The sequence below is a fragment of the Microbulbifer sp. GL-2 genome (assembly GCF_007183175.1).
Taxonomy (GTDB): domain Bacteria; phylum Pseudomonadota; class Gammaproteobacteria; order Pseudomonadales; family Cellvibrionaceae; genus Microbulbifer.
On sequence record NZ_AP019807.1, the window covers coordinates 4,013,411 to 4,036,574 of the forward strand.

Annotated in this window: 18 protein-coding genes; 5 read left to right on the forward strand and 13 right to left on the reverse strand. The window is 49.9% G+C overall.

The features are described from left to right. Positions 1-49: 49 nt before the first annotated feature. The 9 genes from GL2_RS17410 to ectB all read right to left on the reverse strand — a co-directional run bounded on the left by GL2_RS17410 (position 50) and on the right by ectB (position 11,923). Complete coding sequence (locus GL2_RS17410; RefSeq protein WP_143731884.1) at positions 50-1,267, reverse strand: BCCT family transporter; 1,218 nt, start codon at positions 1,265-1,267, stop codon at positions 50-52. Between the two features lie 123 nt (positions 1,268-1,390). Then, a complete protein-coding gene (betA, locus tag GL2_RS17415) occupies positions 1,391-3,064 on the reverse strand; it encodes a choline dehydrogenase (RefSeq protein ID WP_143731886.1) in 1,674 nt (557 codons plus the stop codon). A 12-nt stretch (positions 3,065-3,076) separates the two neighbouring features. Beyond that, positions 3,077-4,540 carry a betaine-aldehyde dehydrogenase gene (gene betB, locus GL2_RS17420; RefSeq protein ID WP_143731888.1) on the reverse strand — a complete coding sequence of 488 codons (1,464 nt, stop codon included), beginning with the start codon at positions 4,538-4,540 and terminating at the stop codon, positions 3,077-3,079. 527 nt (positions 4,541-5,067) lie between these two features. Next, positions 5,068-6,486: a sodium/proline symporter gene (locus GL2_RS17425; protein WP_143731890.1), complete on the reverse strand. Its 1,419-nt coding sequence runs from the start codon at positions 6,484-6,486 to the stop codon at positions 5,068-5,070. Between the two features lie 104 nt (positions 6,487-6,590). Further along, positions 6,591-7,508: a tetratricopeptide repeat protein gene (locus GL2_RS17430; protein ID WP_143731892.1), complete on the reverse strand. Its 918-nt coding sequence runs from the start codon at positions 7,506-7,508 to the stop codon at positions 6,591-6,593. Further along, entirely contained in the window at positions 7,493-8,923 is a 1,431-nt protein-coding gene (locus tag GL2_RS17435) for an aspartate kinase (RefSeq protein WP_143731894.1), read from the reverse strand. Before GL2_RS17435 ends, GL2_RS17430 begins: the two co-directional genes overlap by 16 nt. Before the next feature lie 125 nt (positions 8,924-9,048). After that, entirely contained in the window at positions 9,049-9,510 is a 462-nt protein-coding gene (locus GL2_RS17440; protein ID WP_143731896.1) for a hypothetical protein, read from the reverse strand. A gap of 27 nt (positions 9,511-9,537) precedes the next feature. Next, positions 9,538-9,942 (reverse strand): ectoine synthase, encoded by a 405-nt coding sequence (locus GL2_RS17445; protein ID WP_143731898.1) that lies wholly within the window; start codon positions 9,940-9,942, stop codon positions 9,538-9,540. A gap of 97 nt (positions 9,943-10,039) precedes the next feature. Beyond that, entirely contained in the window at positions 10,040-11,923 is a 1,884-nt protein-coding gene (ectB, locus tag GL2_RS17450; protein ID WP_143731900.1) for a diaminobutyrate--2-oxoglutarate transaminase, read from the reverse strand. 387 nt (positions 11,924-12,310) lie between these two features. Between ectB and GL2_RS17455 the strand changes: the two genes are divergently transcribed. Both GL2_RS17455 and GL2_RS17460 read left to right on the forward strand, forming a co-directional pair. Continuing rightward, positions 12,311-12,856 carry a MarR family winged helix-turn-helix transcriptional regulator gene (locus GL2_RS17455; RefSeq protein WP_143731902.1) on the forward strand — a complete coding sequence of 182 codons (546 nt, stop codon included), beginning with the start codon at positions 12,311-12,313 and terminating at the stop codon, positions 12,854-12,856. A gap of 238 nt (positions 12,857-13,094) precedes the next feature. Then, positions 13,095-14,159 carry an NAD(P)/FAD-dependent oxidoreductase gene (locus GL2_RS17460; protein ID WP_143731904.1) on the forward strand — a complete coding sequence of 355 codons (1,065 nt, stop codon included), beginning with the start codon at positions 13,095-13,097 and terminating at the stop codon, positions 14,157-14,159. A gap of 196 nt (positions 14,160-14,355) precedes the next feature. On the opposite strand, the gene GL2_RS17465 is transcribed toward GL2_RS17460, so the two are convergent. From GL2_RS17465 to GL2_RS17475, 3 genes are all read right to left on the reverse strand, one after another. Then, positions 14,356-15,555, reverse strand: a complete 1,200-nt coding sequence (locus tag GL2_RS17465) for a pyridoxal phosphate-dependent aminotransferase (protein WP_143731906.1) — start codon at positions 15,553-15,555, stop codon at positions 14,356-14,358. After that, positions 15,552-16,994 carry an amidase gene (locus tag GL2_RS17470; RefSeq protein WP_143731908.1) on the reverse strand — a complete coding sequence of 481 codons (1,443 nt, stop codon included), beginning with the start codon at positions 16,992-16,994 and terminating at the stop codon, positions 15,552-15,554. The genes GL2_RS17465 and GL2_RS17470 overlap by 4 nt, the downstream gene beginning before the upstream one ends. Positions 16,995-17,398: 404 nt before the next feature. Beyond that, entirely contained in the window at positions 17,399-18,460 is a 1,062-nt protein-coding gene (locus GL2_RS17475) for an Ldh family oxidoreductase (RefSeq protein ID WP_143731910.1), read from the reverse strand. Positions 18,461-18,664: 204 nt separating this feature from the next. Here GL2_RS17475 and GL2_RS17480 point away from each other — a divergent pair, with 204 nt between their 5' ends. Further along, on the forward strand, positions 18,665-19,474 hold the full coding sequence (locus GL2_RS17480; RefSeq protein WP_143731912.1) for a MipA/OmpV family protein: 810 nt from the start codon (positions 18,665-18,667) through the stop codon (positions 19,472-19,474). Between the two features lie 227 nt (positions 19,475-19,701). Here GL2_RS17480 and GL2_RS17485 read toward each other — a convergent pair whose 3' ends face one another. Continuing rightward, complete coding sequence (locus GL2_RS17485; protein ID WP_143731914.1) at positions 19,702-20,721, reverse strand: AraC family transcriptional regulator; 1,020 nt, start codon at positions 20,719-20,721, stop codon at positions 19,702-19,704. A 118-nt stretch (positions 20,722-20,839) separates the two neighbouring features. Here GL2_RS17485 and GL2_RS17490 point away from each other — a divergent pair, with 118 nt between their 5' ends. Continuing rightward, complete coding sequence (locus tag GL2_RS17490) at positions 20,840-22,180, forward strand: NAD(P)/FAD-dependent oxidoreductase (protein WP_143731916.1); 1,341 nt, start codon at positions 20,840-20,842, stop codon at positions 22,178-22,180. A gap of 14 nt (positions 22,181-22,194) precedes the next feature. Continuing rightward, complete coding sequence (locus GL2_RS17495) at positions 22,195-23,163, forward strand: NAD-dependent epimerase/dehydratase family protein (RefSeq protein WP_143731918.1); 969 nt, start codon at positions 22,195-22,197, stop codon at positions 23,161-23,163. The last annotated feature ends 1 nt before the right edge of the window (position 23,164 follow it).

Consider the following 23,164-nt stretch of genomic DNA (forward strand, 5'->3'; position numbering starts at 1 on the left):
TACTAATTCATTTGCCCCACCCAAAGGTGGGTGGAGCCAGCAGGCTGGCTTAGCTCGCTAATTCGATCTTGTTGAAATCAATTTTATTTTCTTCAGGTGAGGAGTTGATGGCTGCAACCGCCGTGAAACGCTTCACCAGGATGTAACCCAGGCAACAGAAGAAGATGCCAATCACCAGTGCGCCGATCCATTGAATTTGCAGGAAGTCCAGCTTGAACAGCAGGGTGAGCAAGCTCATTGCGGCCAGGTTAAGTACGAAGTATTTCCACTTACCCAGGCGCGCGACAGTCATGCCCAGGTTGTCGGTGTACAGGCGGATCAGGGAGTCCAGCGAGTTGATCACGAAGGTGATGCCGACAATCACCATGGCCAGGTTGTAAAAGCCGCTGGTATCCAGGCCCTGGCTGGAGTAGTAGTAGAGCACGGTAAACCAGAGCGCGATGGGGATAGAGGGGAACACCAGCATCGCCGCCAGTACCTGGTATGTGCGCAGGCCACCCACAAAACGGGAGGTGAACTGGCCGATCATGATGCTCCAGGCAAACCACCAGAACAGGTAGAACTCGTGGTAATCATTTAGGGGCAGTACAAACTGGTGGATATTACCGAAGTAGCCGCCGAGTAGAGCAAAGGTGGAAGCGAAATCGCCGACATTGCCGTTTTCACCGGTAAAGGCACCCACCCACATCAGCGCGATCAGGCCGATAAACAGCCAGGTGGTTGCCAGGCTCAGGAAACGCACATAGCGCAGGTTGGTGGATGAGTAAACCGCAGCGGCAATCACTGCGAAAACGATCAGGTAGAAGGTGCCAACAATCGTTTCACCATCACCTACTTGAGGCAGGTACCAGGGCAGGTTGCTGAGTAGCAAGTAGGCGGTAAAGGCACAAGTACCGATAATCACCACGTTATTGATCAGCTTTACCAGGCCGATTTCAAAGAATTTGACTTTGGGCTCAATAATGCAGAAGTAAAAACAGGTGAGGAAGTAGAAGCCCCAGATCAGGAAGGCCCAAAAGCCGAACTCAATGGCCAGTGGATTGGTAAAACCGTATTCCGGGCTCTTGGCCAAATCTGCGTAGCCGCTAAACTCGGTCAAGGGGAACATGATCAAGCCTACATCGAGGCCGGAAGTAAAAAGAATTGCTATGAAAGTGAAAGTTTTAACCGGGGTAACCCCGACCAACTTCACATTTCCCCATCGAATCATTACGAAAATTATTGCCGTAAAAGTAAACAACAATCCCGCAGAAAGCCAGGCTGTCATGCTGTGTCTCCAGCTGGTTATTGGTATACCGGCGCCCCCAATAGGCAGAGCTGCGCGAGATTTGACTATCCCCGTCGCAGCGGAAGGGGACAGTCAAATCTCTGACAAAGCGCCGGTGTTAGGTCAGCTCACTGACCGCACTGGGCGGCCTGGTCGCTGGGTGCTGGTGGCTACGTTGGCCACCGGTGCCTCGGAGGGTGCCAATACGGGGCGCCCTAAAATCAGGTCAGCAGCCCGCTCCGCCACCATAATGGTGGGCGCATTCAGGTTGCCGTTGGGAATGGTTGGAAAAATGGAGGAATCTACAACTCTCAAACCCTGTAAACCGTGTACACGGGTTTGCGGGTCTACCACTGCCATTGGATCAGTGCCCATCTTACAAGAACAGGATGGGTGGTAAGCACTCTCGACGGATTCCCGTACGAAAGCGTCAATTTGTTCATCAGTCTGGATATCGCTGCCGGGCTGGATTTCATCGCCTCGATATTCGTCGAAAGCCGGCTGATTGATAATCTCGCGAGTCAGTCGCACACAAGCGCGGAAGCCCTCAATATCCTCTTTCTCCTGCAAATAATTAAACAGGATGGAAGGGGGTTGTTTGGGATCACTGCTCACCACTTTGACCCTGCCGCGACTCTTGGGCTTGTTGTGCCCGATATGCACCTGGAAGCCGTGGCCATCGAAAGCTTCACGGCCGTCATAGCGCATGGCTGCTGGCAGGAAGTGATATTGCAGGTCCGGCCACTCCACGTTTTCTTTGGAGCGAATGAAACCGCAGGACTCGAAATGGTTGGTGGCTCCGAGGCCATCTTTCTTCAGTATCCAACGAGCGCCGATCAGGAATTTATTCCAGGGGTCGAGCTTGCCATTCAGGGAAATCGGCTGGTTGCAGCGGAACTGGAAATAGAACTCCAGGTGGTCCTGCAAGTTTTGGCCGACGCCGGGGAGTTCGTGCTGGAGTTCGATACCGGCTTCCGCCAGTGTGTCGGGATCTCCAATTCCAGAGAGCTGAAGAAGGTGAGGGGAGCCGATGGGACCTGCGCTGAGGATGACTTCCTGCCGCGCCTTGAATTCCAGGATCTTTCCTTTGCGCTCAAGTTTGATTCCGACGGCCCGTTTACCTTCCAGAATCACCTTATGCACAGTGGCATGGGTCAATACCGTCAAATTGGGGCGCTGCATGGCCGGTTTAAGATAGGCGTTGGCGGTAGACCAGCGCTTCCCATCTTTTACCGTCATATGCATAGGGCCAAAGCCCTCTTGCTGTTCACCGTTGTAATCGGCAGTGTAGTCGTAGCCGGCTTCTTTACCGGCTTCGATAAAGGCTCCATAGAGAGGGTTGGCCATTTCGTTGCCGTTATTGACCCCCAGCGGACCTTCATCGCCCCGGTATTCATCACCGCCAAAAGCCCAAGTCTCGGAGCGCTTGAAGTAGGGCAGGCAGTGGGCGTAATCCCATCCTTTGGCACCGTGATCCGCCCACTCATCAAAGTCTTTTGCGTGCCCGCGTACATACACCATACCGTTAATAGAGGAGGAGCCACCGAGCACCTTGCCCCTGGGGCAGTGCATGCTACGGTTGTCCAAGTGCGGCTCAGGCTCGGTCATAAACTGCCAGGCGTACTTCTTGGTATTCATGGGGATGGACAGCGCGGTGGGCATCTGGATAAAGATGCTGCGGTCGCTACCGCCGGTCTCTACCAGGAGGACTTTCTTGTCTTCCTGGGCAGACAGGCGGTTAGCCAATACGCAGCCGGCAGAGCCGGCGCCGACGATGATGTAGTCAAACTCACTCATTCAGGATACCGCTTAAAATGGACTTTCCAGGGGTGCCAAGCCTACATACACCGCCTTGAGTTGGGTGTAGTGGTTCAGGGTCGCAAGTCCATTTTCGCGTCCGATTCCGGATAACTTGTATCCGCCCACCGGCATTTCCGCCGGGGAGGCGCCATAGGCGTTAATCCAGCAGATGCCCGCTTGCATCTGGTGAATCACGCGGTGGGCGCGGGTAATATCGCGGGTAAATACACCGGCAGCGAGGCCCAGGCGGGTATCGTTTGCACGGCGGATCACTTCTTCTTCGTCATCGAAGACCAATACCGACATTACCGGGCCGAATATCTCTTCGCGGCAGATGGTCATATCGTCATGACAATCGGTAAATACGGTGGGGGCGACAAAGTAGCCATTGGGGGCGTTCTCAGGGGAGAGTGTGTGGCCGCCGCAGAGCAGGGTCGCGCCTTCCTCTTTGCCCTTGCTGATATAGTCCATCACCAGCTGCTGGTGTTTGGCGGAGATCAATGCGCCGAAGTTGGTGTCCGGGTTCATCGGATCGCCGGCAATAATGTTCTGCTCAGTACGCTCTTTCAGGCGTGCGAGGAACTGATCGTGGATACTGCGGTGTACAAATACTCGCGTACCGTTGGTGCAAATCTCCCCCTGGGTGTAGAAATTGCCCAGCATTGCTGCAGAAACTGCTTGCTCCAGATCGGCATCATCAAAGATAACCAGCGGAGATTTACCACCCAATTCCATGGTGACTTCTTTCAGGCTAGAAGCCGCTGCCGCCATTACTTTCTTACCGGTACCGACTTCGCCGGTAAAGGAGACCTTGGCGATATCCGGATGGTTGGTCAGCCAGGCGCCTACGGCGCCGTCACCCTGGATTACATTAAAAACGCCAGGGGGCATGCCGGCTTCGATAAAGATCTCAGCCAGCTTCAAGGCACCTTTGGGGGTTTCCTCGGAAGGTTTGAAGACCATGGCGTTACCACAGGCCAGTGCAGGGGCTGCTTTCCAGCAGGCAATCTGCAACGGATAGTTCCAGGCACCAATACCGGCACAGATGCCGAGGGGCTCTCGCCGGGTGTAGTAAAAATCCTCACCGACCTGCTGTTGGTTACCCTCGATTCCTACCGCCAAGCCAGCAAAGAACTCGATTGAGTCAGCGCCGGTCACAACATCGACAACACTCGCTTCCTGCCAGGGCTTGCCGGTATCAGCGACTTCGATAGCTGCCAATTCGTCGTTGCGCTCGCGCAGAAGAGCCACAGCTTTCAGTAGGATACGGCTGCGCTCAATCGGGGCCATTGCTGACCACTGTGCGAAACCGCGCTTGGCGCTCTCGATAGTCTCGGAGAGCACCTTGTCATCAGCAATTTCTACCTGGTAGCTGACTTCGTTGGTAGCCGGGTTAAAAACATCAAAGCACACGCCGCTCTCATTCGTTAGGTAGCGGCCGTCCACAAAATTCCGTTGCTTATCCAGTGACATCTGTCTCTCCATACTGCTTTAACAGAGGGTCAGTCGGTTGTTTGTCAGCGATGGGGCAGGAGGGGCACAACTGGAATTGGCCGCTCTGTGAACCTTTGGTCATCGCAAAAAAAGGGGCCGGTCCGGCGCGGATTTAAATCCCAGATCGCCAGATTCCAGCCCGGGCCCGACGGTGAACTGTCGGGCGATATGACACGAAATGTAACATATTTTTAATTTGAGCTCTAATTGTTAGCACTCAATAGAACAAAACCGGTAGCTAGCCAGTGGTTCAATTTTCCCGCGAAAAGCGCATAAAAGCGTTTATTCTAGGCACAAAATGGGTCTTAATTGGGCTAATAATCTCATTTGAACTCTATAAAAGAGTTGTATGAAAATCATCCACCGATGGTCGTGGTGTTGTAAGTAATCCCAGGAGCCTGAATGCAAGTACTGAAAAGGGGGAGGGTTTCCGTGAGAATGGTGGTTGAGAATCTTTGAATTAATAGGAGGGAGGGTGAGACCTCCCCCGGAAATTCCTGGAGGCCTTAGTAATTCGCATCGCCCAGAGTAACGGGCCTCCGGACTAGGCTAGCCAGGTAAAACACTAGTAGTCCAACGGCAATGCCAGGCAAGCCTTCATAGATCGAACTGTGAAGCTCCAGTACCCGCCAGAGAATCGCTGTGGCGAAGCCAGCCACTACTGCTGCAATGGAGGTCAGCTGAGAGGGTTTTCCACCAAAGCACAACACCAACAACAAGGGGCCAAATGCACTGGCGAGGCCGGACCAGGCAAAGATCACCAGGCTGAATACACTCTGGTTATTGGCTAGCGCCAGCAATAGTGCTCCGCCAGTGATGGCAACGGTGGCCAGTTTCAGTAGCCAGGTCTTCTCGGTTTTACGAGGAAGAATATCGTGGGTGATGGCAGCTGAGCAGCTCAGTAGCAGCGAATCGGCTGTGGACATAGTCGCGGCAAAGATCCCGGCTAGAATCAACCCAACAACGATGGGCGGTAGTAAATCCATCGCCATGGTAGGTAGTGCGAGCTCAGCATCAAAACTGCCGATATCTGCAATAAATACTCTGGATAGCAAGCCGACCCCAGTAGCCATGCAATAGAAGAGGATAAACCACAGGTAATACCAGGCCTTTGCGCGATACATTTTGCTGGAATCACTCAGGGTCATAAACCGGACCATAACGTGGGGCTGACCGATCACAGACAACCCGGCAAACCCCCAGCTGATAATGAAGAGTACAAAACCACCCCAGCCTGGGATGGCTAACTCCTTCGGAAACCAATCGGTGAATCCCTCGACCGCCTGCATTTGTGACAGGGCACTCGAAATTCCCCCCAGTTCAGCAAGGGCAACAACCAGTAGCGTACCCATAGCACCAACCATGACGATGGACTGCGCGGCATCTGTCCAGATGGACGCGCGAATGCCCCCAGCCAAACAATAGAGGCAAACAAGCAGAGCCCCAACTACAGCTCCAGACCAGAGTGGCCAGTCCAGCAATACATATAACGCTTTACTGCCGGCTACCATCTGTGCGGATGCGTAGGTCAGTAAAAATAGTAAAGAGATGATGCCAATCAGTCGCTGCAAGGTGGAATGCTTTTGTCCGTACCAATTGCTGAGTACCCCGGCATAGCTGACCTCACCACTGGCACTGGTAGCACTTCTCAACCTTTTGTGTACATACAGGGAGGACAGAAAATCTCCGGCAATCCATCCCACCATCAGCCAGATAGAAGCCAGTCCGGTAATATAGGTATAACCAATCACCCCGATAAACATATAGCCGCTGTTGTTTGTTGCTACTGCAGACAGGCCGACCAACCAAGGGGGGACCCCGCTGCTGGCGAGGTAATAGTCAGCCTTGGTGCCACGACTTAATAGCGCGGAAGAAATACCGATCAGTGTGAATAGAAGTAAAAACCCAATAAATGAATAAATCACCGGTAACCCTTTTTTATCAAACGTTATTGTTGTTTTCGAGGCGATATTTTTTCGCTTCAGTTTTATTTTCGCGGTGTGGTTTGGCTTCACACACGAACAGCTTGCTAATTGCCTTTCTCTCGAGTTTGAGGTGATGGTGTTTTAGCGATGACTTTATCGAGATCCTTAAAAACTTTACTTTCCGCCAATGGCTGCAAGGCATTGTCACTGAGGATTTCATCGCGATAGCTTTCGCGCCTTATGATGGCTTCGGCCAGATAGCGAAGCGCTTCGTCAAACTGGCCCATTGCGGTATGGGCACAAGCCAGCTGGTAAAAAGCGTGGCTATTGTCCGAGTCTATGCCGAGGGCCTGATGACAAAGGTTGACTGCCCACTGGGGTTCATTCAGCTCAAGTACTGCATCCGCTTTATAGGTCAGTGCTTCAACATCTTCATGACGAAGACGCAAAATTTCATCGTAGATTGCAATTTTGTTGGCTACTGAGGATTCCTGTTGGGCGCGTAACCATAGAGATTGAACCTCTTGAGTAAGCTCAATTTCCTCACGGTTTTCCTCAATATGCAGGGTTTTTTGTTGCAGCTGCCTCTCTATAACTTCCAGGCGCTTCTCATACTCCTGAACCAGCTTTGAAATCTCTTCATCTGCCAGGTTGTGCACACGTTCCTTGATATCCTGGAAAGATCGCCATCCCACTAAAACCAAAATCGAGGTGGCGGCGGCTATCAAGTAAAAGAAATAGGTCACGGTATCCGTAGCGTAGGCAACCGCTCGATCAACTGAGTTGTGCTCACGGTCGACAATTTGCTGGATAAGTTCCTGCTTGGCTTTGGCCTGGTCGATACGTAACTGCTTAATTTCATCCAGCATGTAACGCTCTACAAAAGGTGTGTACATTGGCTTCTGTAAAGCCTCCACCTCTTTCTGCGCGCTGTCTTTCCTCTCCTCATCTGCCTCCTGGGAAATGGAGGCAGGGGATATAAATAGAAAAGCCAGAATGCTGGCTCTCAAGATGCGAGACATATCGCTGTTCCGTGATCATGGATCTCAACCAGCGCCTTATGCAGGGTCCTGACGGTGGCATCATAGTCTGGTTCATTGACGATAAACTGCATATCTACATGTCGCATTGACTGGTGCATGGCGAGTACGCGAATCTCTTTGTTGGAGATTGATTGAACTGCCTTGGCGAGTACGCCAGGGATTTGCATATCGCTTCCTATGGCGGAGACAATGGCAACCTTCCGCTGATTTAGCTCAGCCTCAGGAAAATGCTCCTCTATTGATGCCTGAATACGTTTAATGGTTTTCAGGTTAGTGGATAAGAAGTGGGTCAGGGTGTTGGCGTTAGTGTCTTTGGAGATGATATGCGCCTTAAATCTTTTAATGACCGATAATACCTCCCGGTCGTAATCATGAATGCTGCCAGCCATATCCTGATCAAATAGCTCCAGGGCATAGACCCCTTTGCAGCCAGCGATGATCTCCACGCAGGGGGAGTCACTGATATAGTCGCCGGTAATCAGTGTGCCGGCATGCTCTGGCTCAAAAGTGTTCTTGACCCTGAGGGGAATATTCTTTTGGCGCAGCCCTTTCGCGGCTTTGGGGTGGATTGCCTCCATGCCCAGATTGGCCAGCTGATCGGCGACATCGTAGTTTGTGCGCCCGATGGGTACGGCATTATCAGCTCCCACGAGACGCGGGTCCGCGCTGCTGAGGTGAAACTCCTTGTGGATCACAGCTTCCTTTGCACCGGTGAGGACCGCCAGGCGACTGAAGGTCATTTCGCTATAACCCCGATCAAAGGAAATAAGCAAACCTTTATCACTATGGGCATAGCCGGTGACAATCGGCAGCTGCTGGCTCAGGTCAATATTCGCAAATGCATCACGAATGCGTTCATCCAGGGGAATATGCTTACTCGTACGCCAGCCGGTGAGGTCCACAAAGCAGGCATTGACGCCATCTCTTTGCAGCAATTTTGAGGTGTTCCAGGCACTGTGGGCCTCGCCGATGCTGGCAAGCATCTCTCGTACTGTGCCAAGGTGAGCGTCGAGGGAAAAGTGACCATGCTGGCAGAGGCTTTGCAAATCCCGCAGGCATTTCTTAGCACCTTCCAGTCGTTCATCCAGAAAGAGGTTGGCCTCCTCAAGCAGATCGCTATCGCCAAACAGACTGCCATTGATCTGTCGCAGCTTTGAGCGAAGGACATCAAACTTTTCCAGCCAGCTGTCATCTTCAATACTGCTGGAAAACAAACCGTAAATACCAGGTTGGCCGCTTTTTTTATGCTCCAGAAGCAGGTCGGTAATGCCTCCGTAGGCAGAGACTACAAAAACGCGATTGTAGAGTCCTTTGGGGTCCCCATTAATAATGTTGTCGCGGACTGACTCATAGTCCGTCATAGAGGTGCCGCCAATCTTTTCTATCGTATGCATTGTCTCTTTACTGTTCCTTCTTTCTCTTGCTCTTGATAACAGTGTTACGTAGTGGGGGATGCTCTCTAATGGGTTTCACGTCAGATAACAGAAATTGATCTCCTGGTGCAGATATATTCCGGGCGTTAGGGAAGGTCACAAAACGGTATCCTTACTGTGTTGCTTAGCGGATTGAAGTTAAAGAAGAGATTGAATCTCGGATCGAGGCTGGTTTTGCCGTTTGAACCGCAATCAAGCGCTACAGAGCTGCCCGGCTTGCCACTTGCAAGATAAACTGCGTCAACCAAAATATATGTTCCGATACTGGCCAGTCGGTTATCACTGTAGAGCTTAGTGAATAGCGGGCCGCTCTCATGAATATGAAATATTGAGTGCAGCTCATCACTTTCTGAAACAGTAATTACTGATCCGGTCCGGCTTTGCTTTCTGTAGATATTTATCTCTGTGAGCTCCAGATGGGTATGGGGCCTTGAGTCCCCGTAAACCATTGGGTTTCTACGAGGTATTATTTGAACGGTAACCCCCCGTTTTCGGGGGGAATACAGCTCAATTCTGGCCGTTTGCAAGCTATCCAGCAGGCGCTTCACCTTAGGGCTGCCCTCACAGGCGACTAACTATTTATCAATAGAGTCGGCTTCGATCTCGTAAGCACCTTCGGCATTGTGTACTTCCTTGCCATTCAGTGGAGGGTTGAAAACGCAAGCCATGGTCATTTCCCCAAAGGCTCGCAGGACATGTCGATCATGTTTGTCGAGGATATAAATAGTTCCAGGTTCAATGGAGTGCTTCTTGCCATCATCCAGAGTCTCTACCTCTCCTCTGCCGGAAATACAGTAGACCGCCTCTAAGTGGTTTTGGTAATGCATCTGAAAATCAGCACCGGTGTATATGGTGGTGATATGGAAAGAGAAACCCATGTCATCATCTTTTAACAATAGGCGCGTGCTCTCCCAATTGCCATCAGGTGAAACAATTCGTCTGCTGGAAGCATTGGCTTCTTGTAAATTTCTAACAATCATTGACATTCCACAATAAAGTGTGCGCAGCCAGCCCAAAATTGGTCATCAATATTGATGATTCACTGATTGCGCTGTTGGTTTTCGGGTGAAATTAAGTCTAGCAGGCCTCGAAATAGACCCTTTCTTCTGGGATGTCCTGCTCACCAGCGCAAACTTCCTGAATGGCCGATTCAATAATATCGATGCCTTTCTTCAGGTTTTGATCGGTGATAATCAGCGGGCATAGCAACTTTACGATTTGATCATCGGCACCGCTGGTTTCAATAATCAGCCCTTGCTTGAATGCGAGCTTGGTTATCTTTCCTGCGAGTTCACCGCTCACGCAATCAATACCCTGGAACATGCCTCGGCCTTTTTTGGTGAAGTTACCTTCACCATATTTACTGACAATGTTGTTCAGGCGCTCTGAGATATACTCGCCTTTTCGCTTGATCTCACGTGAAAAGTTGTCGTTAGTCCAGTAGTGGTCGATTGCAGCTTTTGCGGTCACAAAAGCCAGGTTGTTCCCGCGAAAGGTCCCGTTGTGCTCACCGGGTTTCCACAGGTCGAGCTCTGGTTTCATCAGCACCAGGGCGAACGGCAATCCATATCCACTGAGAGACTTTGACAGGGTGATAATATCTGGCTCAATGCCGGCTTCTTCAAAGCTGAAGAAATCTCCAGTGCGGCCACAGCCAGCCTGGATGTCATCAACAATAAAAAGCAGGCCATGCTTCTTACAAACGGTTTGAAGGTTCTTTAGCCATTCGATGCTGGCAGCATTGATACCGCCTTCACCTTGTACCGTTTCGGCAATAACGGCCGCAGGGGAGTTAATGCCGCTGCTAGAGTCTGAAAGCACCTTGTCCAGATATTCTGTGGTATCAATATTTTTGCCCAGGTATTCATCATAAGGCAAGCGGTGAGTGCCGTTCAGGCTGACCCCAGCTGCATCCCTGTGATGAGAATTTCCGGTGGCTGCCAGGGAGCCGAGACTTACGCCGTGGAAGCCATTGGTAAATGTAACAATATTCTGTTGGCCGGTGACATTACGAGCAATTTTCATCGCCGCCTCAACGGCGTTTGTACCGGTTGGGCCGGTAAACTGAACGACATACTCCATATTTCGCGGCTTGAGGATTTTCTCATTGAGCGCCTGTAAAAACTCACCCTTTGCCTTGGTATGCAAATCCAAGCCGTGTGTGATGCCGTCCGCCTGAATATAGTCTTGCAGGACTTGCTTGAACAGCGGGTTGTTGTGTCCGTAATTAAGGGTGCCGGCACCAGCCAGAAAGTCTAAATACTGATTTCCTTCCTCATCCCACATCAGCTCGCCTTTTGCGCGATTGAATACTCGAGGAAAAGAGCGGGCATAACTTTGCACTTCAGATTCAATCTCATCGAAAATTTTCATTCTCTTCTCTTTGTGAAGTTGGGTTAATTGAGTAATAGGTCCGATGCGGACAAGGATTTCGGAATCATGTTGCCCGTCAAAGTGAGCCTGACAATCCATCCACGGAGAAGGATGGAGGCCGGTGGAGAACTTTTGTGCTGCGCTTCTGAATAGCGCCCATGAAGCATCGTTGTCCTCAGTAATTGTCGTTTCAAGGAACCTGACAGACTTGCAATGAGGGCGGCCGGTGATGTTGGAGAGCATACGCGAGGCGAGCCCCAGCCCCCGGGCCTGTTCAGCTACAGCGACCTGCCAAACAAATAGGGTGTCTGGGCGGTCAGGGACTATGTACCCCGAAATAAAGCCTACTTTCTCCCCGTTGAGTTCCGCGACTACCGAGGTGTTGGCAAAGTGGCTGCATTGGAGGAGATTGCAGTAGCTGGAGTTGGTATCCAGCGGGGGGCAACTCCCAATCAAATGATGCACGGCCATACCATCTTCGAGAGTAGGGGGCCTCAGTAAAATATTTTCTGAACTAGACAAAAAACCTTCCTGACCAACACAAGATAATTTCACCTCTAAATATTTTGCTGTGCAATATATGTACATTTAGCACGCAAAATAGCCCATTAAGGTGTTTTCGTGTCGAATTTCATGTAAAAATGTTTTGAACGCTAAATATCGTACACATATTAATTTCAATGTCCAGGCGTCGGGGCCAACCTGGTCACAATATTTAACCTAAGAAAGTCTCAATTCTTGGGATGATTAGCCCAGAGTTAGACAAAACACCCCTACATTTATTTCTCAAAGTGGGGTGGATGAACTTCTGCTGTGGGCACCCATGATCAATATTTGAACATCTTGAGTTGGGTTGGCTGAAGATTCAGAAGGGATTTGACGTTGTTTCTTTACTGCTTCAGAAGTTCTTAGTGATTGGGTTTCGCGCCTATATAATCCTCTCAATCACCCTAACTCTGAGATTGAGAGGTAGTTTTGAACAGTATTGAACAAGTGTTAGTGGCGTTAAGGCGTGTGATACGGGCAACCGACCTGCATTCCAAGCATCTGGCTAAAACCACCGGGCTGACCGCCCCGCAGGTATTATTGCTGCAGGCCATTAGGAATAAGGGGGAAGTCACCATTGGAGAGCTTGCCAATGAGGTCAGTCTTAGCCAGGCAACAGTAACCAATATATTGGATCGCCTGGAGAAAAGAGATTTAGTCTATCGCCAGCGCTCTCAGACGGATAAGCGCAAGGTGCATGCTTATCTCACCGAGCAGGCTGCGGAGACATTGCGTGATGCTCCCATCCCCCTCCAGGACCAGTTTGCTCGCCAGTTTGGCGACCTGAAAGACTGGGAGCAGAGCATGATTATTGCTTCGTTACAACGTGTGGCGCAAATGATGGATGCCCAGCATATCGATGCTTCACCGGTGTTGGATATTGGTGTTTTGGATCGCCAGGGGGCCTCTATGGACAAGTCAGGTGCCGCACTTGGTTACAGTGAAAGCACAGAAGAATCAGCAGATAAAAAATAGACTCAATTGCTCGAACTGTAAACTTCGCGCAATCAACTCTACCCAGAATAAGAGAGAAGTGAACTGAAATTGGTCACTTCTCAGCAACTAATTTAGCCGGGCTCCTTGCAGTTGCTATTGCCAATCGTCACTCGTCTAAGCTTACTGCAGGTACTCTTTAGGGTGGGGTGGGCTTCTTAAGCATTACTTCTTTGAATTTCATGTTCCTCTCAGAAACCTTGGGCTGCAAGCCACAGATATGGATATTTTAATCGTTGGCGCTGGGCCAACAGGGTTAACTGCCGCGACAACTTTGGCCTCCAGGGGTATAGCTTGTCGTATTGTCGAACGCAAAAGTGAACCGTCTGAGCTATCCCGTGCTGTCGGTATAATGCCGGCAACCATTGATGCCTTAAAGACCCTGGGGGTCGCAGAGGCGTTTCTCGAAGAGGCAATGCCATTGCGTAAAATGCATATATTACGCGATGAGAGAACTCTGGCTTACTTGGACAATCGTGGTAATGAGTTTAAGAATAGGGTTCCCTTGGGGCTTCCGCAGAATCGAACAGAAGGTATTTTACGGGATGCGCTTTTGGAGAAGGGCACCAAAGTTGAGTACGACCTCTCTGTAAATACAATAATCTCAACCTCCGAGAAGACAGAGGTCCATTTTTCAGACAATACGAGAGCTGAATTCGACTGGATTATTGCTGCCGATGGTATTCAGTCTTCAACCCGGAAGCAGCTTCAAATTCAATATCCAGGGATCGACCTGCCAGGCAAATGGTCCATAGCTGATGTTGATTTGGCCGGAGATTTTGATCCTGAGGAAATTACTCTGGATCTCTACGGCAGGGATAACCAGTTCACGCTGATTCTACCAATCGAGAAGCGCCGTGCCCGTATTGCATCCTCAACGGAGGATGCCCTGGCGAATATGAAATTACCGCTAAATATTGGCAATGTCCGGCGCACTGGGACTTTTCAAATTTCCATAAGGCAAGCGGAAACATACCGTAAAAACCGTATTTTATTAGCTGGGGATGCAGCACACTGTCACTCCCCCGTGGGAGGGAAAGGAATGAATCTGGGAATGGCGGATGCAGTAGCTGCGGCTACGGCTATAGTAAATGGCAATGTTGATCAATACTCCGAGGTGCGCCGTAAAGCGGGCATATCTGTTGTGAGGAAAACTGAAATTGCACGATACCTGATATCTTCTGGGAACCCACTGGCAAAGGCCTTTTTCTGGCTCTCGGTCAAGAGTATATCTTCTATAACTCCCTTACATCATGCCTTTATGAAACAGTGGATTTCAGTTTGATCTGTAGCTAATAAATTATTCCAGGCTGATGGAGTGGAGCGATCCATATTAACTCTAAATACGCACTAAATTATTTTTGCTGAAGCCGAATACCACAGTTAGCCCACCAGAAATACATTTCTGGAAAAAAACAAAAGGCACGAATATCCCTGCAGGTGGGCTTGTTATTGTTCTTGATTGGATTGAATAAAAGGTTTCAGGAAAATTCCTGCTTTTCCATCCACGGAATAATCCGTTCGAAAGCCTTTTCAATATTTTCAATGGAGGTCGCGTAACTGAAACGAAGTGCATTGCGACATGATTCACCAAAAGTATCGCCGGCTATAGTGCAAACTCCGGTCTCTCGCAATATACGCAGTGCGACATTATTACCGTTCACCCCTTCAGGCAAGGATGGAAACAAATAGAAGGCACCTTCTGGAATATAACCTTCAAGGTGGGGCGTTTGCTCCACCAGTTGCACCAGTCTGTTTCGTCTTTTCTTGTAAGTCTTAATGATATCATCAATGAAACTGCGATCACCTTTCAAAGCTGCCACTCCAGCCCACTGGCAGGGAGTGTTTGCAACCGTAGTCGTAAACATATGGTAGCGACGCAACTTACGAATAACACCCTGGCTTGCAATCATCCAGCCGATGCGCATACCGGCCATACTAAAAGTCTTAGAAAAACTGCTGATAATTATCACATGATCGAGATCTGAGCAGCACGAAAGTACACCGGCGTAATCACGATTATCATAAATCAAGTGGTCGTAAACCTCGTCACTAACCACAAAAATTCCGCGATATGCCGCCTCCTGCACAATCATTTCCACAGTCTCACGTGGATATACTGTCCCGGTGGGGTTGCTGGGAGAGTTTAAAATAATTGCATGGGTATTTTTATCGATTGCGTCAATCACCTCTTGTGGATCCAACTGATGATTGTTCTCTGCTCGTGTGGGTATATAGTGAACCTCGCCACCGTTCATACGGATGAGCGGCGCGTACAACAGGAAGGATGGGTCGGCCATGATAAACTCGCGCCCCGGAGCCGACATGGCCGTTAAAGCCAGATAAATCGCTTCTGTCGCGCCTGTGGTAACAAGTACATTTTCCGGAGTTATTTCGCGCTCATAGCGCTCGCCATTATACTCTGCGAGCGCCTCAAGTAGTTCTGGCAAGCCAGCATCCATCGTGTAGCCTGTTTGTCCGGCCTCCACAGCATCTACCGTGGCCTGGATAACGTGAGGTGGTGCAGGTGAGTCCGGCTGACCAATGGATAAATGAATTACATCATCCATGGTTGCCGCCAGGTTAACCATTTTGCGGATACCTGGTACCGGGATTGTTAGAAGCGCCGGATTCCAGACAGGATCTTCAGATTCGTAAAAATCAAATTCCAGTCCACTCACGCGCGTTCTCCCTCGGCAATATCATTACGAAAGAGATTTGGGTGCTTATCAGTTAATGGCGCAGCCAGTTGGTAGGCTTGCCCTGCGCGTAGTACCGTAGCGTCCTCGAAGCGACGCCCAACAATCTGCAGGCCAATGGGCAGACCGCTGGAAGAAAATCCACAGGGTACAGACAGTGCAGGTTGACCCGTCATATTGAACGGGTAAGTAAATGGTGTCCAAGAAGGCCAGCGCGTGCTGGGCCAATCATTTGGCACTTCGCACCCAGCTTTGAAAGCAGTAATCGGCAGTGTAGGCGTCAACAACAAATCATACTTACGATGAAAATGCGCCATGTGCTCGCTTAATATTGCACGTTCGTTAGCGGCTGACAGGTAATCCAGCATCGATAATTGTGAAGCTTTTTCAGCCACAGCGACCAGCTGACTATCCATCTGTGAGCGCTGACGCTTACCAAGAGGGCGCAGGGCATTGGCAGCCCCGCCGTAAAACAGGTGTCCAAAGGCCGCCAGAGGATCATCAAACCCTGGTGCTACCTCAGTGACTTCGGCACCAAGGGACTGCAGCAAGTCTGCGGCATCGTGTACGGCCCCCTCTACATCCGGCTCATTTTGTACATATCCCAGGGTCGGGCTATAGGCAATTTTCAACCCTTCAAGCAGTTCACGCGGCTCACCGGTGATCGCCTTCAGGTAATCAATATTGCGCCTAGGGATTGCATTGCTATCCCGGTAATCGGCTTCGCTCAGTACATTCATCAACAATGCACAATCAGTTACTGTCAAGGCCATGGGCCCTGCGTGCGCCAGTGTTCCGAATGGACTTGGTGGCCAGTGAGGTACCTCCCCAAAACTAGGTTTAAGTCCTACAACACCGCAAAACCCCGCTGGGATACGAATGGACCCTCCCGCATCAGTACCCAGGGCGAGCGGACCTATACCGAGAGCCACGGACACAGCACTACCGCCGCTGGAACCACCGGCGGTTTTGTCAGTGTCCCAAGGATTGCGAGTAATGCCATCAACCGGGTTATCCGTCACCCCCTTCCAGCCGAACTCCGGTGTCGTGGTTTTGCCCAAAGGGACATAACCATTGCGGTTCAGCGCTGCGATACTGGGCGCCTCTTTGCCTAGAGTTGACTTGGGGTCGATGGTCTTCGAGCCCTTTATCGTGGGCCACATGGGTGTGAGGAAAACATCTTTGATTGCCACCGGTACCCCGTCTAAGATACCGCGGGTTTCCCCTTTGCTATAACGTTGGGCTGAGTCTCGAGCGAAAGTGAGGGTAGTCTCTCTATCCACCAAGCAGTAGGCGTTTACAATTGGATTGCAAAGTTCAATCTGCTTTAAAAGGGCTTCTGCGACATCCACGGGAGAAAATGACTTGTCTTTGTAACCTTGCAGCAGCTGCAAGGCAGTCATACCGACAAAATCATTCATCAGCTTATCCTCTTATTTTCCGTTTATGCCCCAATCGTAGTACCAGCGAACACTGCGCCTGATGTTTTCACGTGGTCTAAACCGCCCCAATCCACAAAGTTCCCATTTAATTCGAGATCACAATTTCCATAACAAGAAATATCCCAACCTGAACCCAGTTCTTTTGTGAACTTGGTGAAAGCAACGGGGCCCAGCCCGAAAAATGCGAGAACTGATATGGAATCAGGATTTGTCTGCGACACGCCCTAAAAGGGCAGGCCCCACAAACTTCAAAGAGAGAACCTATCGCCCCGTCAACTGGAGAAGTACGACAAAATGGAAACAAAGGCACTTCAACACTTGGTTACTGTTGGCGCCTTGAGGATATATTTCGGTTCACTGACCTTGATTCTCTTATCCAGTGATCAGTTCTTTAGAATCGCAGAAGGAGGGACCACCTGTAATTTTTCTGCCCATGGCTGCAGATCCTGCATAATTGAGGGGTAGAGCTTTACACCATCGCGCAATTGCTGCTCACGCATAGCCCAGGCTCGACGGCCAGGTACCCTCACGGCATTAGCATCATCACTTCTGTTTTGCTCCCATAAATTGCATAGAGCAATCGTCTGGCGTAAAAAGTTTGTCCTTGGCCCAAAAGACTGAGGATCTATAATCTGCAGGAAAACCGAGTTTGCTTCATTATCATGGGTGGCAGACTCGTCTCCACGCCCATACCCCCCCAGTGCCATCGACAACACTTCCAACATGGCGCTCAGAGCGGCCCCCTTGTAACCGTGATCAACCCCGCCAACTGGCAGAATACTGCCGCCACTCTCAAAATCCTGCGGGTCATCGGAGAGCTTGCCATTACAGTCTTTGAGGCAGGCTGATGGCATCTTCTTATTTTCGCGCTTTGCGCGCGCCACATAGGCACCCGCGGTAACGGACATACTGATATCAAATAGAAGGGGGTAATCTCCGGCAGGTGCAACAAATGCCAGAGGGTTTGCAGAGAACAGGGGGTCATGTCCCCCTTGCGGTGACACGGTATTCTCTGATGGGGTTGAGCAGGTGAGTATTGCCACATAACCAGCCTCGGCAATCTGTGGCAGATATGCCGCCAGACACGCTATATGCTGGCTGCGGCGTATCGTTGCAGTGACAACCCCCAACTCTGGCACACGCTGCAGCGCCATCTCTATCGCCTTGGTCATCACCCAGGGGCCGGGTAAAAATTGTGCGTCCCAATTAAAACAGTTACCGAGATCCGAAAGTACTTGCGGCTCGCCGGCAAGCCTGGAATCTCCACTCTGCAGCCATTCCAAATTGCTGGCTACCCGGTTCATTCCATGAGTGGTAAAGCCAAGTAGATCCGCCTGTAGAAAAACATCGGCCATTACATCGGCGCGCTCCTCGGGGAGTCCCACCCGCTGAAACAAAGCGCTGGAAAATTGCCGTAATTCTGTAGCGGCGTAGCAATCAGGCATGGATACTCCAGATTATGAAGGGTATTGAAGGGGTAAGCTGATCGATGCCTAATCATCGGCACAGAGAACAAATTATACTTCCCCCTGCAGAGAAGAGCTGGTGATTTAACCTTTCTAGTGTGGATTACGTTTACTTAATGTTCACCTAAGTGGCATAAACTGCTCTTCGGGATTTTCAGCCAAAGCCATTTCAGGTGTCAACATATGATAATCACACGAGAAAAAAGAAGCCGCCCCTCATTTTCAGACCCCTTAGCTATTTGTGTGGCATTTTACGGTGTGATTCTGTCACATTTTGCTTGGGCTGAAGAAGGTGTGAAGCAGTCCGCAGAACAGGTTGAGTCAAGCTTTTCCCTGGGAATTGGTGCCTTTAGTTCCGAATCGATTTATGTTGGAGGCAAGGATCAGCATCGAGTGTTGCCATTGCTCTCCGGTCACTATAAGCGTTTCTATTTTCAAGGCTTTGAGTTGGGAGCAGACCTATACCGCAATAGCAGGGTTCGTGTAAAGCTCGGGATTGGGGGCGACTTTACTGGAGATAAGGACCGGGGAGATAGCGACAACCTAGATGATATGAAAGAGCTGGATATCGCCGTCCTCGCCAACTTATCAATGAACTACCGCAGTCCAATAGGGCTTTGGACGTTCGGTTTGGCTCAGGATATCAGCAATACCCATGGTGGTTATAAAGTATCCGCAGGGTACGGCTTTCCTTATGGGCAGGGCAGTTGGTTTATTAAGCCTGAACTCAATGTCAGCTGGCGGAGTGAGAATGCTTTGGACTACTACTATGGAGTGGATGCTGATGAAGCCACTTCCAATAGAGTCGCATATAAAGTAAATGCGGATATCGCCACCAAGCTCAGCTTGCAAGTTGGTTATCTTTTCTCCCCTAAACTGATGTTGATGGGTGGGATAAATCAGACCTTGTATGGTGATGAGATAATGAATAGTCCTATAGTGGCCACGGATAGCTCTAGCCGTGCTTTACTAATGCTGAATTACAAATTCTAAGGCAAATATTCTTGTACAAAATGCTCCAGACTAGACCGCAGGCTATCCAACTTGTGGGTGAGTTGTTTAGTTTGAACATACTTAAGCATAAGTAGAATTTTTTGATCCGTTAACTAAAAGGCATCTACGAAGACAGTTTTCCAGTATTTTATTCTGGTAGCCAATCGGCTTTTATAGGGCTTGGGTTGACTGCCTTTGCCGTAGAGCTTCACCAAAAGGTTGATCAGCTATTGCTGAAATATTGGGGTACTCAAAATTTTAAGCTTCTCTCTAAAAGAACCTGGCGAGGCACCCTCCCAGCGCCTGAATGCTTTACCGAAAGCACTCTCATCAGAGTACCCTAGCGCGGTAGCAATTTCGGCATTAGTTTTTTTCCCCTCTCTTAGCCATAGTTTTGCATAATAACTGCGAACTTCATCCTGAAGTGCTCGAAAATTAAACCGCTCCTTTTGTAATTTACGGCCCAAATGCCTGGGGCTGAGACAGAGATGGTGGGCAACTTGTTCCCGTGTTAAACCGGGGTCCTGCTGAATTAAAAGTGATACTTTTTGGTGCAGAGTTTTTTCCTCAAGCGCCCGCAAGAGGGCATCAGCTTTGGGCTTTAAACAGTTCACCACTTCTTTATCAGCTGCAATTAAAGGGAGGGCCAGATCTTTAGTGAGAAATTGGATTGCTGAGGCCGGCGCACTGAACTCCACCGGTATTTGCAAAAGTTCTTGATACTGTTGTTGTACTGCAAGACTGGGGGCAGGATAGGAGAGAAGCAGCCTTTGGGCCTGAAACTTTCCTCCAGTCATAATACGGGTTTGCTCTATGCAAGCAGCAAGTACCGTTTCCACCCGGATTTGCACGAAGCTGAGGAAGTTGGGCTTGTAGCAGAGATTTACGGTAAGCGCATCTTGATGCAAGCCAAAGTGACCACCTTCCCCCAGTAATGGATAGTAGGCAATCAATTGATCTATCGATGCCCCAAGATTTTTTTGGGTCATCAGTAAGTAGCCCACCAGTCCAATCTGGCTGGCCTGCATCGCAAGTCCTAGCCTTACTCCCAGCAGAGGGGTCGGATAAGAATGAGCCACCGCCTCCCAAAGCTGCTCTTGCAGATGAATTGGGACACGATCCAACTGGTCAATTTGAGAAAGTACCTTCCTTGCGCTTTCAGGCACGGGTAGACCCAAACTGGACAATGCCCCAAGTAACGCTCTGGTGTAGCTAAGGTTTACGCTTCTCGAGTCAGCCAAATCCATTTTGAATGTCCCAAATTAACCAGTACCTGCCCGATAATGACAATCTACGCCTGATTTGTCACGGTATATTCCTTTCATCTTGGTTCTGAATTAAATGGTTATGGATGAGGGAGCCACTATGAAACCCTATGCAGTAATTGGTGCAGGGCCCATGGGGCTTTGTACTATGCGAAATTTACGCAAGTTTGGCATCCCCTGTATTGGCTTTGAAGTACACAGCGATGTGGGCGGCTTGTGGGATATTGATAGCCCGACCAGCACAATGTATGAATCGGCACATCTTATCTCTTCAAAGAGAATGACAGAATTTACAGAGTTTCCGATGGATGAGAGGGTTGCTGAATACCCAAGTCACATGGAGATGTGCATTTATTTTCGTGCATATGCGAGGAAATTCGGTCTCTACAATCACTATGAATTCAACACGGAAGTTGTGAAATGCGTACGTGGCGGAGAAGGCTGGTTAATTACAACTCAAAGTAATGGGGTGGAGCAAACACGGTCATTTACGGGCTTGCTTATTGCCAGCGGCACTTTACATCACCCAAACAAACCAGAGCTACCAGGCCAATTCCTCGGGGAGCAGATGCACTCCGCGCAGTACAGGTCTCCAGAGATCTTTGCCGATAAAAAAGTCCTGTTAATTGGTTGTGGCAATAGCGGAGCGGATATCGCTGTGGATGCAGTGCATAGGGCCAAGAGTGTGGATTTGAGTTTGCGCCGCGGCTACTACTTTCTGCCAAAATTTATTGCGGGCAAGCCTATTGATCAGTTGGGCAGCTCACTCAAGATACCGCACTCCCTTAAACGGCGTATTACTAAGGCGCTAATCAAGTTTACTTTAGGCAGCCCTGTCCAATATGGGCTGCCCGAGCCCGATTACCGGCTGTTTGAATCCCACCCGGTAGTCAACTCCCTGTTACTGCACCACATTGGGCATGGTGACATTGACCCCAGGCCAGATATTACATCGGTAGTTGGGAAAAAAGTGTACTTCTCTGATGGCAAATACCGTGAGTATGACCTGATCGTGCAGGCTACAGGCTATAAATTGCACTATCCATTTATCGACGCCAATGAACTGAACTGGAGTGGATATGCGCCCAGTCTGTACTTGAATGTTTTCCACCCGGAGTCAGACAATTTTTTCATGATGGGCATGGTAGAGGCAGCAGGTTTGGGGTGGGAGGGGCGTAACAAGCAGGCGGAACTTGTCGCGCTGTATATCCATCAGTTAGCCGCTGGGGCACCCTCCGCCACCCGGTTCAGGAAAGTTATCAAACAACGGTCGGCGAAACGTGCCGATGGTGGTATGCAATATCTCGACCTTGAGCGCATGGCGTACTACGTGCACAAGGATACTTACCTGAAAGCGCTAAGAACTCATAGGGCGGAAATGCAAAGGGACTTAATAGCGCAAACCGCATTCTTCCCGGCTGGTGAATCAGTGGCTTCTTGAAAAGTGCTCCCAAAATGGAAAGACGAATTTTAATAACGGGGGCTGCGGGGTATATCGGTCACCAACTGGGCGAACAATTATGCAGAAGCCTTCCGGTCACGGGTGTAGACATCCATACAAAAGCCGCAAGTTTCCCGATCCTTGTAAAGGATATCTGCGATGCCACCCTGGGGGAGCTGATGCTGTCAGAATCTATTACCCATGTGATTCACCTGGCATCGATCATGTCAGCAGGGCGAGACCAGATTGCCGAGTACCGCATTGATGTAGAGGGGACAAAAAACGTGCTGGATGCCTGCCTCTTCGCGGGGATTGAACATATCACTGTGACAAGCAGTGGAGCGGCTTACGGCTATCATTCTGATAATCCTGTCTGGCTGAAAGAGTACCACCCTCTGCGTGGAAACCCGGAGTTTGCTTATTCCAACAACAAACGCAAAGTTGAGGAGCTACTGGGGGAATATCGAGAAAAGTACCCTCATTTAAAGCAGCTGATTTTTCGGGTTTCTTCCGTTTTGGGGGCGCAGACCAACAACAAGATCAGTGCCTTATTTAGCCAGAAGGCTATTTTGGACCCCGGGGGTCACAATTCACCGTTTGTTTTTATCTGGGACCAGGATGTAATCCGCGCAATAGCCCACGGTCTGGATGCTGGAGCCAGCGGCATATTTAATTTGGCCGGAGATGGTAGTCTCCGCCCAGGTGAAATTGCTCAAACTTTAGGCAAGCCGCTTATTAAACCCCCGATCTGGCTGGTAAAGGCAATTCTTTGGATTGGTTACAGTCTTCATTTAACCAATACAAAACCTGGGCATGTGGCCTTTCTGCAATACAGGCCTGTTCTTGATAATCGACTTCTGAAAGAAGTACTGGGATTCCTTCCGGAAAAAAGCTCTAAAGAGGTCTTTCACCTGTTTGCGCAAGAGGCCCTCGGCATATCCCCGGACTCAGTCAATCGTCAACTACCTGTGGGAAGGAACTGAG